Source organism: Rouxiella badensis (assembly GCF_026967515.2).
Lineage (GTDB): Bacteria > Pseudomonadota > Gammaproteobacteria > Enterobacterales > Enterobacteriaceae > Rouxiella > Rouxiella badensis.
In genome coordinates, this window is the sequence record NZ_CP114062.1 from 4,899,356 (window position 1) to 4,913,023 (window position 13,668).

Here is a 13,668-nt window from a genome sequence, read left to right on the forward strand (position 1 = left end):
CTATTGCGCGGATGGGTCAGTCATTGACAGATTTGCGTCCACTTTAGGTTCGGCGGCCTTGCGTTCGCTGCCGTTAACTTTGGCTCCTGGGCGAACGTTTTGCAGTCCGTCAGTGATGACTTTATCGCCTGCACTCAAGCCTGAAGTGACCAACCAGTTACCAGACATCATTGGACCTGTGGTGATGTCACGCTCTTCAACGGTGTTATTTGCGTTAACAATGTAGACGTAAGGCTTGCCTTTGTTGTTGTGCATAATAGCTTCCTGAGGCGCCAGAATACCGTTCTGGTCAACCGCCTGACTCAGCGTTGCGTGAACAAACATTCCCGGCAGCAGGACATCATCCGGGTTAGGGAATGACGCACGCAGCGTAACGGAACCTGTTCCTTCGTCCACGGTGACTTCGGAGAATTCCAGTTTACCTGGCAAGCTGTATTGGCTACCGTCTTCAAGAGTCAGCTGAACTTTGGCCGCGTTAGCACCGGCTGACGCCAGTTTGCCTTCCGCGAGGGCGCGACGCAGGTTAAGCAAATTGATAGAAGATTCGCTCACGTCAACATAGATTGGGTTCAACTGGCTGATTGTCGCCAGATCGGTCGTCTGACCGCTGGTTACCAGTGCACCTTCGGTAACCGAAGAACGACCGATGTGACCGGTAATTGGCGCATAAACCTTGGTGTATTGCAGGTTAACGCGTGCGGTCTCGAGATCGGCAGCGGCTTCGCCGGTGGCGGCGACAGCATCGTCATAAACCTGACGGCTGACGGCATTGGAAGAGACCAGACCTTTGTAGCGGGATGAGGTCGCAGCAGCGCTTTTATAAGTCGCAAGCGCTTTATCATATGCGGCCTGATAAGTTGCAGGGTCAATCTGATAAAGCTGTTGACCGGCTTTGACTTCGCTACCTTCAACAAAGGTACGCTTCAGGATGACGCCGCTGACCTGAGGGCGAACTTCGGCGGTTTTCACTGCATCGGTTCTACCAGGCAGACTGGTTGTCAAGGTAACGGGTTTTGATTGTAGGGTGACATATTCAACAGCAGGAGCTGGAGCAGCGGCTTGCGGGGCCGAACTTGACCCGTCACAAGCGGAAAGCAGTAGCACAGTACTGACAGAAAGAACCTTCAGGCGCATAGAATTCACTCTCTTAGGGGGGTTGAGAACAATCATTCTCAATAAGTCCCCCACTATACGAGAGGAGACCCATTCACTCTGTAAGCATTTGGTTGTTAGATATTGCTAAATGTTTCAAAAATTCATGACTATAAAAGTCAAACGCATCAGTGACTTTTGTGTACAAAGGCGTCTTTTTGGGTTTAAAAACTAATAGTTGGCTAGTAGTAACATTGTAAACTGCTTGGGTGGTACTTCACGGAAGGAAATTCTGTTTTAAAAAATTTGCACATATTCAAAAAAGTATGATCTTGATCAAAGTGAGACATACTTTTTAACAGTGACTTTACTCTAAATCTCTGCGGATATCAGATGAATGCCGTTAACGTAGCAGGCGAGAGCGAGCAGTTCTCACATTTGCATTGTTGCAGCCGAGGGTTTAAACCCGGTATATCGCAACCCAACGCCCACTGTCCGATGTGGGCTTTTTTTCGTCCCAATTTCGAACAAAATCTCATTGTCATAATCCTGATAACACTAGAGCTACATTGTAGCCTCATTTCGATTTGTTAACAAACTGTGATCTTATTCATAGTCCTGAACGCTTTGTCTATACAGCTATACATTATCCGCCTTTACTCAAGGTTGAGTGTTTTTTGAGCTCTGCCATTGAGGGAAAAGCAGATGATAAATCTGGGAAGCAAAATTCATGATTTAGGCAAGGCGCTAATGACGCCTATCTCCGTTATTGCTGCGGCGGGTATCTTTCTTGGGCTGGCTTCGGCATTACAGAACCCGAACGTGACGGGAGATACCTTCACCCATGTCAGGATGCTACAACTGGTCATCGGCTTCATTCGACAGGTTTCCAGTGCGCTATTTGCAAACCTGCCGGTGTTTTTTGCCGTCGCCACAGCGATGGGACTCGCCAATGCAGAGAAGGCGACCGCCGCCTTTTCCGCAGTGATCGGTTTCATCGGCATGCACGTCGGCATTAACTACAGCCTGTTAGCGCAAAATATTACCCCTGAAACGACCCGCGTCGCATACCTTACCGCACAGGGTATGCCCAACAGCCAGGCGCTTATCTATGCGTCTGAATTCACCAACATGCTCGGCATCTTTACCTACAACATGAGCGTGCTCGGTGGGGTGCTGGTCGGGCTTATCACTATGTTCCTGCACAACCGTTTCTACACCATCGTATTGCCCACCGCGGTGGCCTTTTTCGGCGGAAGGCGTTTTGTGCCGATCGTGACCATTGTCGTTTTGCCGGTGGTCGGTGTGCTGGTGTCGCTGGTATGGCCATCTATTGCTCTTGGGATTCAGTGGGTCGGTGAGCTGATTGGCCGCACGGGCGAGGTGGGGACCTTTATCTATGCCACCTCGGAGCGTCTGCTTATTCCAACCGGTCTGCATCATATTATCAATGAAACGGTTCGCTTCACTCCGCTTGGCGGCGTCGCCACCGTCGATAATCAAAGCGTGGTCGGCGCGCTGAATATTTTTAATGCCTCCCTGTCTCACCCGGGGGCCGTTAGCGATGAAGTGACACGTCAGGCAACACGCTTCCTGGCGCAGGGTAAAATCCCGGTGATGATGTTTGGTTTGCCCGCCGCCGCGCTTGCCATGTACCAATGCGCCAAGCCTGAGCATAAGGCGCGCGTCAAAGCCCTGATGTTGGCGGGGGCGTTGGCCTCTTTCACTACCGGTATCACCGAGCCGCTGGAGTTTTGCTTTATCTTCGTCTCACCGGTGCTTTATTTGCTGCACGCAGTGTTGACCGGGATTTCTTTTGTGCTGATGCAACTGCTGCAAGTGATGATCGGTAATGTGCAGGGTGGGGCGATCGACTGGGTGATTTTCGGCATCCTCGGTGGCACAAAAACCCACTGGTGGTATCCGCTTATTCTGGGACTTTTCTACGCGCCGCTTTATTACTTCTCGTTCCGTTGGGTCATTACCCGCATGCAGGTCAAGACGCCGGGCCGTGAGGATGAAAGTGAGGATATGCCATCGTCATCGGTGCCTTCCACCGCTACCGCGCAGACCGGCAGCGAGAAAACCACTAACATCATCAAGGGCCTCGGCGGGGAAGGCAACATCGACAGCGTCGATTGCTGCTTTACGCGACTGAGAGTGAAAGTCAAAGATATGTCGCAGGTGGTGGATAAAACGCTAATGACCACTGGCGCGATGGGCGTTAAGCGCGTGACGCAAAACGACGTGCACGTTATTTATGGTCCACAGGTCGAAAAAATTGCCAATGATGTGAAGATCGAGCTCGCGAGTTAATTGTTTCGTTAATTAAGTTTAATATAAACCGCTCATAAATTAGCTTGAGCGGTTTTTTTTGTTTTTAGGTAGTGGTAGTCGGAGTAATATTGGGAAACTCAATGGAAATATAAAGGACGTATTATGCAAGCCAGAGGAATTAGTGTTGCGATACGCAACATTATCAAGGAGTGCACGCCGAGAAAAAACATCAGTAAAAATTGTGGATTAATAATTAGTAATTTAACTCATTCCAGCAAGTGTATTTCGTCAAATATTAAGACCTTGCAAAATAATTTCTTGCCAATATTTCATGATAATGAAAAGGTTTTCCAGCAGCTGCGCGAAAAGTTTCAAAACCTCAATCCCGCTGTCCGAACTCAGGGAACTGATGCAGAGAAGCTGTCGGTAAATACCTTGAGGCCTGTGCTGATGATGGGGATTTTCGGTATAGCGTATAGGCGGTCGCTTTCTGAGGATAATAAAGTCAACTGGACCAAACCCGTCTTTACGCCTCGTCAGCTTGAGGAGAGCATTGTGCACCGACAGCCGATGCCTCGCTTCAAAATTTACGACGAAACAATGTTTAACGCCAGGCTTGATAGCCGTAAAGCCGCAGAGTCTGGTGAAAATGACGGCCAACGGTCAATTATTCTAAAAAGGGGCCATGTCGCTGAACGGGTGAAAATTTTTTCTGATCTCTCTCAGCCCGTGACGGCAGCCATGAAAGATAATGCGCAAGCGGGCAAGTAATTCAAGATTCCCCTCGGCATATTTTCACCTTTCGTTGATTATCATACCCTGAAATCTAGGTTAGAATTATTTCAGGTTGTTGCTAATATCTGCTCGCCTAAATTTTAAGGGATGTATTATGAAATATCCTCGCATTCTCAGTAATTATAATCAGACGCTATACACTATCTTCGAAAAGGCCGAGCCAGAACTAAAGAAAACGGCTTCGGTTAACATCCTCGGTGCAAGCAATCAGGGCAGCGATCGTACCTTGTTAAGTAATTCAGCGGTAAAAAAATTAGAGCAAAAGTCTCATCAAAGCTTTGACGAAATTTATGCAGAAATTGAAAACTCGATGAACAAGTTTAAAAAAAAGTCTGATATCTCCGCCTCGATAGTTATTGTTCAAGAGTGCATCGGTAAATTAAAAGACTCGACCGTTAGAATACTGAAAAAGATCGAGGAGACTAAGGCACGGAATGCTCATCCTGATCAACTCCTGACGCCAAACAGGCCCAGCCTGTTTACGGATAAAATTTTTCCAAATGGCACTACGCTGACGCGATTTAGTGATATCGGAAAATCACCGAGTGACGTGGCCGTGGCGAAGGCTAACGATCGCGAGATGATGGTGACGCGTAAAAAGGCCACGCGCAATCATAAGGTCTTTGCGCTGAAAACGCTGGAAACCGAGCCTCTATCGAATGCCTCCGAGAGCCGTTTAGGGACTGGCAGAATGGCAAGTCTGGTTAATTTTTATAATTCATTAGATAACGTCGGTAAGTATGACGGCAAGCCACTGTCAGTGGAGGAACCGCTAAAATCGCCAGTCAGCCCGATAGCGTCAGTTATCGCACAACCCTTACCTCGCTGGGCCGAACGAGAAGGGACTAACACGATTATCGTCGACGACAGTTCTGACGACTCGGACTCCGGCGTATCCGATATTTCTGAACTGCACGCCGAGCGCCTCAACGATTATTACAAGTCGAAACAGATCACCACCAAAAGCCAACATTTCAGGGATATCTTTAATCGGGGGATGACAGTTTCATTGCTTAACAGGGGATTCAATTATCCCGTCAGGATTGCGCCCGTATGCTAAAACTATAATAACGTTGATTATAATAAATATCGGCGACCTCAAAAGGGGTCGCATCAGCAAAGTAGGCGACGGAGCGAGCGTGTAAAATGGGCTCGTCGCGCGACAGCTCCAGCGCCTGCCGAATCTCATTGGCCGGTAACTCGGCCGATATCTGTTTGTGGCTGCCGGCGGGCTGAAAGCCTTTGTTACGCAGATAGTCATATTTTGAATGTTTCAGCGCCTCACGCGTCAGACAGGGAAAAGGCTCATACAGCATCCAGCCTTTCTCATAGACGAAAGGTCTGGCATCAAGCAGACGGAGCCGAATGATAAAATAGACCAGCGTTTCAGCACTGATATTGAGCTGTGTGGCAATATCCGCCCCCGCAGGCATTTTACGAAATTCCAGTATCCGGTTCTCGAGGGTCTGATTAAGCTCTTTGGCAATATCGCTGGCAGTAAAGTGACGGTCCAGAGGCAGGACTGTTTTTTGTTTGCTGTCTGGGTTGATGACGAAAGTGCCTCGGCCACGAAAGCGCACGACGCGACCTTGCCTGACGAGATAATCGACCGCCTTGCGCGCCGTCATCCTGGAAACGCCATAGATTTCACACAGGGCCGCCTCGGTTGGAATGGGGTCGCCTGGCTTAATCTCGTTAGCGTTGAGTTTTTCAGTAAGATGCTGTTCTATCTGTAGGTAAAACGGTATGAGCGAATTTTTATCAATGTTCATCAGCCCTCCTGAATCGTCCGTTAATTGTATGGTGAGCTATACAATTTGAACAAAACGGATAACGCATTCTGTGGCCTGGCGCTCAATAAATGCACATCGGCGGTGACCGAAAGGGGAAGCGGCTAGCGGACTAACATCAGGTGGCATTGCGGGGTAAAACGCCCCCGGCGCGGACTACTGCGCGGGGGCTGAGGCTGATACCTGTTTAGGCAGGCAGCGTGTCTTCATGCAGTCTGGAACGCATCAGGCTGCATTGGCCGTCGTCCTGTAGCTGGAAGCGCCAGCACTGCTCGTGGTATTTCGCCACGCTGTTGCGGTGCGCCACGCTAAGCACAGTCGTCTGCGGCAGTTTTTCCAGCAACAGGCTGTACATGCGCTGCTCCGTCTCGTCGTCCAGCGCACTGGTTGCTTCATCCAGATAGAGAATTTCCGGTTTGATAAGCATCGCGCGGGCAAAGGCCAGACGCTGTTGCTCACCCGGCGAGAGGCGCTGGCTCCAGTTGGAATAGTGATCCAGCACCGGCTGCAAATAGCTCAGATTACACCACTCAAGCACCTCGCAGAGTCGCTCGTCAGTATATTCCAGGCTGCTTTCTTCCGGATAGGTGAGGGCTTCACGCAGTGATCCAATCGGAATGTAGCTGCGCTGAGGCAAGAACAGCTGCTTCTTGTTGGCGGCAGTGTTGATTTCTCCCGTACCGTAAGGCCATACGCCGGCAATTGCACGTAGCAGCGTCGATTTACCGCAGCCTGATGGGCCCGCAACCAGCACGCGCGCCCCCGTCGCCAGAGAGGCAGAAACAGAGGAGAACAGCGGATTGCCGTTTGGCAAAGTCACCGTCAGGTTGTTCAACTGCAAATCGTCGTCTTTGGCATCGCCTAGCAGAATATTGCGAGGCTGGGTGTTGACCTGATCGATAGCGGCATTGAAGCCAGCAAGACGGTTAACGCAGGCTTTCCAGCTCGCTAGGTCGTTGAAAGCGTTGATAAACCACGACAGTGAGTCCTGCACCTGCCCAAACGCCGAGGAAATTTGCATCAGCAGGCCCATCTGAATGGCGCCGGAGAAGTAGCGCGGTGCGGCCACCAGAATAGGGAAGATAATGGCAAACTGGCCGTAGAACGAACTGGCGAAGTTGAGGCGTCGGGTGGTGCGCATCGATGACCACCAGTTGGAGCGGATGGCCTCGAAGTTGTCGGCCAGCTGCTTCTTCTCGCTTTTCTCACCGTGGTACAGCGCGATAGCGTCGCTGTTTTCTCGGATGCGAATCAGACCAAAACGGAAGTTTGCTTCGAACCATTCCTGGTTAAAGCTCAGCTTGACCAATGGGCGGCCTATAAAGCCGATAATTACCGATCCCACCAGCGCGTAGAGCAGGGCAAACCACAGCATGTAGCCGGGGATGGTAATAGCGTGCGACCCTAGCATAAAGCTGATCGGTCCACTGACCGACCACAGAATGGTGACGAACGAGAACAGGGTCACCAGACTGGAAAGCAGGCCGAGCGAAAGCGAAAGCGTACCCGAGGTGAGAGCGCTCAGGTCCGAGGCAATACGCTGATCGGGGTTATCAACCTGATGTTGATGCTCGGTGTAATAGTAGGCGTGATTGGTTAACCATTTATCCATATACTCGTTGGTCATCCAACGCCGCCAGTTCATCTGCAGGCCCTGCGTCAGATACACCTTGTAGATACTGACCACGATGAAAATCAGCGCCAGCCAGGTAAACTTAAACAGCTGTTGCTTGAAGACCGGAAAATTTTTATTCTGCAGTGCATCGTAAAACACGCGATTCCATTCATTAAACTGCACGCTAAGGTAGACAGACCCCAGCGAAAGAATGATGATTGCGGCCAACATGCTCCAGGCTTTCCACTTCTCTTCGGACCGCCAATAGGGCTTAATCAACTGCCAGACTGCACGCCACCGTGCCGTTTTCCCAGGTTTTTTAGTCATAAATAGCCATATAAAATAGTAATAAGTGGTGGTTCCTAATCATCCCAGAATGAGTGACAGTGTGCGAGAGGGCAATGCCCGACTTGTAAGGATGTTTTTCGTCCACCGCAGTTCTATACCTTTGCCACAGTGAATTTGTCAGCGATACAAAGGGGAGATCGATGAAATTTTGGTTGCCTGCGTGCTTGTTAGCAGGCTGGTTTATTTGCTCCAACGTTTGGGCAAAAATTGATGAACCAGATATTAAGGCCGACTGCCTCAAGACCGGGCTTTATGCGTCTTCAGGCAAAGTCGCTTACCAGCAGGGCGATTACGCCAAGGCGCAAAATCTGTTCCGCGATCAGGTCGCCTGGAGCGAGTTCTGCCACTTACCCGCGAGTTCAACGGCAACGGCCTATAATAATATTGCTTTAACCTACATGCATCAGAAGCAGTATGGCAAGGCCAAAGCCTGGTTAAGTTTGGCACCGCAGGACGCAAAAACGCAGTTTAACCTTGAGAAAATTCAGAGCAACCTTGACGCCAATCCGCCGTCAAACGCCCCGGCAGGGCTGTACTGGCAATATGCCGGAGAGGGAAGTTGGAATACGGTCGAGGTGAAGCCTGAGGAAAGTCAGTACGTGATTCAATTCAGCGGCATGTACATGGGGGCGATGTCGCTCTACTACGGGCCGAACACCGGTAATTTCTCAACGGTCACCGCGATAAAAAACAATCAGGCGGTTTATCACTCGGTAGATGACGCCAGTGCCGCTGGCACCGACTGCACCGTTAATCTGGATTTCGCAGGACAGAACCTGACGTTAAAAAGCGTCGGAGACTGTGGATTTGGCGACAACGTGATGGCGTCGGGGAAATTTATGAAAGTAGAGGATTAGGGGCCACGGCCCCAGACCCGCCAACGAGGGCTTAAGGCCAAGTCCTCTATGAGCAGATTGACCCCGAACTTAAGCCCGGTTTGCAATCAAAAGCTATTGTCTAGTTTGGCCATTTCATCTCGCCTTTCAGCACCTTGGCCGTCAGCTCCAGCGATCCTTCCTCTTTCAACTGCGGGTAATGTGTTTTCATAGCGGCGATGAGCTGTGCGGAGTCTTTCGCTTTTGGCAGTTCGGCCTCAAGCGTCTGCAAATACTGGCGAGTGAAGTTTACCGACGCAATATTTTGCGGTGCGCCAGGCAGGAAATGCCCCGGTATGACGATTTTCGGGTGCAGCGCAGCAATCTGATCCAGCGAGGTGAGCCATTTCTGACGCAGTTCCTTGGTCTGGCTGTCGGCAACCCAAACGTGCATATTGTTACCGTCCACCAGCACGCCGCCCACCACCGCTTTTAACGACGGGATCCAGACGAAAGTCTTCTCCGGCATCACGCCTTTGATCTCCAGCTCATGCCCTTCGAGTGAAAGCCTGTCGCCCTTCAGTACTTCAGGCACGATGACGCTTCTGGGTGCATTTTCGCCTAATTTTGGCCCCCAAAACGCTAATTTCCCGTCTTTATTGGCCTTTATCTCGTCAACCGTCGCCTGCGTCGCGACGATTTTTGCCTCGGGAAACGCCGCATGCAGGATGCTCAGCCCGAAGTAAAAGTCTGGATCGGATTGGCTGATATAAATGGTGGTCAGCTTCTTGCCGGTTGCCTTGATTTTATCGACCAGCTTTTGTGCGTCATTACGCTGAAACTGTGCATCGATCAGCATAAGGTCATTTTTTCCGCTGATTATTTCAGATGAAACGGCAAACAGGCTGTGTGCTCCCGGGTTGTAAACGTCAAGCGTCAGCGGAGCAGAAGGCTCGGCGGCACGCGCGGTCAAATTGCCGCCAAGCAGGACGGCAGCGGTCAGGGTGAGTGTCAGTAAACGCATGATGTTTCCTCAGAGGTTTATTATGTGTGGCTATCGATAAAGATTATAAGTTGCACGGATCGCGAGAAAAACCGGATACTACGCAACTGTTTGTTGCATAAATCGGACGAATAACACATGGACAGAATCATGGCTGCACAGGTTTTTGTGGCTATCGTCGAGCGCGGATCGATGATCAACGCCGCTGAAGCGTTGAATATGTCGCGTGCGATGGTGACCCGCTATCTTTCGGAGATGGAGAAGTGGTCGGGCGCTCGCCTGCTGCATCGCACCACGCGTAAGCTTAGCCTGACCGACGCCGGTGAGAGCACGCTGTTGCGTTGCCGCAAGCTGTTGCAACTCTCGGTGGAGATGGAAAGTGTGGCCGAGTCGGGTGACGAAGCGCTGCGGGGGTTGCTGCGCCTGAGCTGTTCGCAGTCGTTTGGACAAGGAGCGGTGGTGATCGCGGTCGCCGAGTTTTTACGTCGCCATCCGCAGTTAAATATCGACCTGCAACTTGAAAGCCGGGCGGTGAATCTGGTGGAGGACCGTATCGATTTGGCGCTGCGCATTACCAATGATCTCGATCCGAATCTGATTGCGCGTCCACTGTCGCACTGTGACTCGGTGGTTTGCGCTTCACCGGCCTATTTGGCGACCCACGGCACGCCGCGCAAACCTGACGATCTGGCGTTGCATAACTGCCTGACCTACACCTATTTCGGTAAAAGCCTGTGGAGTTTTGAGCGCGACGGTAAAAAATCCAGCGTACCGGTGAGCGGTAATCTGAGCGCTAACGAATCATTGGTGCTGCTGACCGGCGCGGTAGAAGGCGTTGGGATTGTGATGCAGCCGGTCTATTCCGCGGCGGCACTGATTGCCAGCGGACAGCTGGTTCGCCTTCTGCCCGAATGGCAGCCACAGTCGATGGGGATTTTTGCTATCTATTCGACCCGCAGGCAGATGCCGGTCGCGCTGCGGGCGCTGCTTGATTTTCTGGTGGAGTGGTTTGCCGCTAACCCACGCTGGATAAAGCAGGACGTGCAACTTTTGCGCTGAGTCAGTGGCGGAGCGCGGCGGCGAGACGCTGCGGTAATAACGCAGCCTGCCGGTGGCAGTGCTCGATAAAGGTATCCACCAGCGCCGAGGCCGGGCGATGCAGCGGGCGAATCAGGCTGACGGTGAAGGGGACTTGCTCGCTGAACGGGCGGGCGACGATGCGACCTGCGCCTTGATGCGGCGGTCGGGCATATTCCAGCGCGGTAAGCGGATTAACAATCGACACGCCGATCCCTTGCGCCACCATGCTGCACACCGACGCTGCGCTGTGCGTTTCCATCACCATGCGTCGTTGAACACCTTGTTCCGCGAACAGCGCGTCGAGCAGCTGGCGATAGTTGTCGGTGGCCGACAGGCTGATAAAGTTGAGTCCGCTGAAGTCCTGCGCAGTGATGACCGGCTTGGCCGCCAGCGGATGACTGACCGGCAGCACGCAGACCTCATTAAGCGTCAGCAGCGTTTGGCGCTGTGTGCCGGCCGGCGTGTGGGGGTTCTCGGTAATGCCTAAATCGTGGCGCTGCGCCGACAGCCACTCTTCCAACAGCGGTGACTCCTGCGGCACGATGTTGAAGCTGGCTTCGGGATATTGTTCCAAAAACGGCTGGCATACGGCGGGCAACAGCGACTGGCTAAACACCGGCAAACATACCACCGACAGCTGCGCCTGCTCGAACTGGCGAATGCCCACCGCAGCGTTAATAATTCTATCGAGGCCGTAATAGGATCGTTGCACCTCTTCAAACAGCCGCAGCCCCTGCGCAGTAGGATAAAGTCGCCCGCGAAGACGTTCAAACAGCTGCAATTTTAATAGCTTTTCACAGCGAGCCAGCTCACGGCTCACCGTTGGCTGAGAGGTCTGCAACAGCGCCGCCGCTTCGGTAAGGTTTCCCGTGGTCATTACTGCATGAAAAATTTCGATATGACGTAATGAGATGGCGGGCATGGTGGGTCACTCCTGGGCTGTATTGTCCCATATCATAAATGAATAGACTGCCGCTAAATAGATATTTTAACCCCGAAAAATAGGACGGCATAATGCCGGATAATTGATAAATCCTCAGACAACGAGCAGGCCGCTATTGCAGCGTTCGGCTTAACGGAGAACCTAATGCCTTTTGCACTGAATAATAATGAAAATGCGCTCAACAGCGCGAATCTGCTAAGCGCCGTCAAAGCGTTTGGAAGCCCAGTGTGGGTCTATGATGCGCAGGTTATTGAGCAGCGTATCAGCCAACTTCGCCAGTTCGACGTTATTCGTTTTGCGCAAAAGGCCAGCTCTAATACCCATATTCTGCGTCTGATGCGCGAGCAGGGCGTAAAAGTGGACTCCGTATCACTCGGTGAAATCGAGCGTGCGCTGGTGGCCGGTTTTAAACCGGGATACCAGCCGGGCGAACACAGTGAAATCGTATTTACCGCTGACGTGCTGGACCCGGCAACGCTTGCGAGAGTGACCGAGCTGTCTATTCCGGTGAATGCCGGTTCTATCGATATGTTGGAGCAGATTGGCCAGCAGAAGCCGGGCCATCCGGTTTGGCTGCGCGTTAACCCGGGCTTCGGTCACGGGCACAGCCAAAAAACCAATACCGGCGGCGAGAACAGCAAGCACGGTATCTGGTTTGGTGACCTGCCGCTGGCGCTGGAGAAAATTCGTGCCTACCAGCTTAAACTGGTGGGTATTCATATGCATATCGGGTCTGGCGTTGATTATCAACACCTTGAGCAGGTTTGCGACACCATGGTTCGTCAGGTGATTGAGTTGGGCCACGACATTGAAGCCATCTCGGCCGGGGGCGGGTTGTCGATTCCTTACCAGTTTGGCGGCGAATCTATCGATACCGACCACTACTACGGTCTGTGGAACCGCGCGCGTGAGCAGATTGCCGCGCATCTGGGACACCCTGTCAGCCTCGAAATCGAACCGGGCCGTTTCCTGGTGGCCGAGTCTGGCGTGCTGGTCGCGCAGATTCGCGCTGTTAAATCGATGGGCAGCCGTCATTACGTGTTGGTGGATGCAGGCTTCAGTGATTTGATGCGCCCGTCGATGTACGGCAGCTATCACCATATCTCCGTGCTGCCAGCCGACGGTCGCGACCTGAGCGAGCAGCCGCAGCGCGAATCTGTTATCGCCGGGCCGCTGTGTGAGTCCGGCGACGTATTCACCCAGCAGGCGGGCGGCGGTGTGGAAACGCGGGTTCTGCCAGAGGCCGATATCAACGATTACCTGGTATTCCACGACACCGGAGCCTACGGCGCGTCGATGTCTTCAAACTACAACAGCCGTCCGCTGATAGCCGAAGTGCTGTTTGAAAACGGCGTGCCGCGTTTGATTCGTCGTCGTCAGACTATTGAAGAGCTGCTGGCGCTCGAGAATATCTGATTGCTTCACGCGTCACGTTAACGTCAGCCGCGGCATCCAACATGTCGCGGCTTTTTTACACCCATTAATCGCCAACTTTCGCCGTTTGGCCGAACATCTCCTTTCTTAATAGCACAATTTCTTCGGCAAGGTCGCGGCAAAGCATCGCCGTCATCAGATGATCCTGAGCGTGCACCATAATAAGCGTCATGGGGATCTTGCCCGATCCTTCGTCTACTCCAATCAGCTGGGTCTGCACCTTATGCGCCTCGCGCGCCGCCAGCTGTGAGGCTTCAAGCTGTTGTGCCGCCTCCTGCCAGTCCTGCTGACGGGCGCTTTGAATCGCCATCATTGCGCACGAGCGGGCTTCACCCGCATTGATTAACAGCTCCATTACCGTTTGCTCAAGGTCAAAGCTCATAGTGAAATCCATATTGGCATACCAAAATTGGCGTAATTCATCATATTGGAATTCCAATATTCGCTTCTGAGAATGCGATCACAGAAAATAAGCC

General features: G+C 52.1%; 12 protein-coding genes. 6 read left to right on the forward strand and 6 right to left on the reverse strand.

The genetic code is table 11. From position 1 onward, the window contains the following. On the reverse strand, window positions 1-1,134 hold the full coding sequence (locus tag O1V65_RS22615; RefSeq protein WP_026110545.1) for an efflux RND transporter periplasmic adaptor subunit: 1,134 nt from the start codon (window positions 1,132-1,134) through the stop codon (window positions 1-3). A 663-nt stretch (window positions 1,135-1,797) separates the two neighbouring features. Here O1V65_RS22615 and O1V65_RS22620 point away from each other — a divergent pair. The 3 genes from O1V65_RS22620 to O1V65_RS22630 all read left to right on the forward strand — a co-directional run bounded on the left by O1V65_RS22620 (window position 1,798) and on the right by O1V65_RS22630 (window position 5,224). Beyond that, entirely contained in the window at window positions 1,798-3,408 is a 1,611-nt protein-coding gene (locus O1V65_RS22620; protein ID WP_017492018.1) for a PTS transporter subunit EIIC, read from the forward strand. Between the two features lie 123 nt (window positions 3,409-3,531). Beyond that, window positions 3,532-4,140, forward strand: a complete 609-nt coding sequence (locus tag O1V65_RS22625) for a hypothetical protein (RefSeq protein ID WP_084912623.1) — start codon at window positions 3,532-3,534, stop codon at window positions 4,138-4,140. A 118-nt stretch (window positions 4,141-4,258) separates the two neighbouring features. Continuing rightward, window positions 4,259-5,224 carry a hypothetical protein gene (locus tag O1V65_RS22630; protein ID WP_017492020.1) on the forward strand — a complete coding sequence of 322 codons (966 nt, stop codon included), beginning with the start codon at window positions 4,259-4,261 and terminating at the stop codon, window positions 5,222-5,224. Here the strand turns inward: O1V65_RS22630 and O1V65_RS22635 are convergent. Together O1V65_RS22635 and O1V65_RS22640 are read right to left on the reverse strand one after the other, a co-directional pair. Then, window positions 5,202-5,936: a GntR family transcriptional regulator gene (locus O1V65_RS22635; RefSeq protein WP_017492021.1), complete on the reverse strand. Its 735-nt coding sequence runs from the start codon at window positions 5,934-5,936 to the stop codon at window positions 5,202-5,204. The two genes, O1V65_RS22630 and O1V65_RS22635, sit on opposite strands and share 23 nt — an antisense overlap. A 205-nt stretch (window positions 5,937-6,141) precedes the next feature. Continuing rightward, the gene (locus O1V65_RS22640) at window positions 6,142-7,896 is read right to left on the reverse strand and encodes an ABC transporter ATP-binding protein/permease (RefSeq protein ID WP_084912622.1); all 1,755 of its coding nucleotides are present in this window, start codon (window positions 7,894-7,896) and stop codon (window positions 6,142-6,144) included. Window positions 7,897-8,057: 161 nt separating this feature from the next. On the opposite strand from O1V65_RS22640, the gene O1V65_RS22645 reads away from it, so the two are divergent. After that, window positions 8,058-8,774: a tetratricopeptide repeat protein gene (locus tag O1V65_RS22645; protein ID WP_017492023.1), complete on the forward strand. Its 717-nt coding sequence runs from the start codon at window positions 8,058-8,060 to the stop codon at window positions 8,772-8,774. Window positions 8,775-8,874: 100 nt separating this feature from the next. Here the strand turns inward: O1V65_RS22645 and O1V65_RS22650 are convergent, their stop codons facing one another. Then, window positions 8,875-9,756 (reverse strand): MBL fold metallo-hydrolase, encoded by an 882-nt coding sequence (locus tag O1V65_RS22650; protein WP_269130056.1) that lies wholly within the window; start codon window positions 9,754-9,756, stop codon window positions 8,875-8,877. 117 nt (window positions 9,757-9,873) lie between these two features. Between O1V65_RS22650 and O1V65_RS22655 the strand changes: the two genes are divergently transcribed. Next, complete coding sequence (locus O1V65_RS22655; protein ID WP_269130057.1) at window positions 9,874-10,794, forward strand: LysR family transcriptional regulator; 921 nt, start codon at window positions 9,874-9,876, stop codon at window positions 10,792-10,794. Window position 10,795: 1 nt separating this feature from the next. Here O1V65_RS22655 and O1V65_RS22660 read toward each other — a convergent pair whose 3' ends face one another. Beyond that, the gene (locus tag O1V65_RS22660) at window positions 10,796-11,737 is read right to left on the reverse strand and encodes a LysR family transcriptional regulator (protein ID WP_165428890.1); all 942 of its coding nucleotides are present in this window, start codon (window positions 11,735-11,737) and stop codon (window positions 10,796-10,798) included. Between the two features lie 165 nt (window positions 11,738-11,902). On the opposite strand from O1V65_RS22660, the gene lysA reads away from it, so the two are divergent. Then, window positions 11,903-13,174 (forward strand): diaminopimelate decarboxylase, encoded by a 1,272-nt coding sequence (lysA, locus tag O1V65_RS22665; RefSeq protein WP_017492027.1) that lies wholly within the window; start codon window positions 11,903-11,905, stop codon window positions 13,172-13,174. A 64-nt stretch (window positions 13,175-13,238) separates the two neighbouring features. On the opposite strand, the gene O1V65_RS22670 is transcribed toward lysA, so the two are convergent. Continuing rightward, window positions 13,239-13,574: a PTS lactose/cellobiose transporter subunit IIA gene (locus O1V65_RS22670; protein ID WP_017492028.1), complete on the reverse strand. Its 336-nt coding sequence runs from the start codon at window positions 13,572-13,574 to the stop codon at window positions 13,239-13,241. Between the last annotated feature and the right edge of the window lie 94 nt (window positions 13,575-13,668).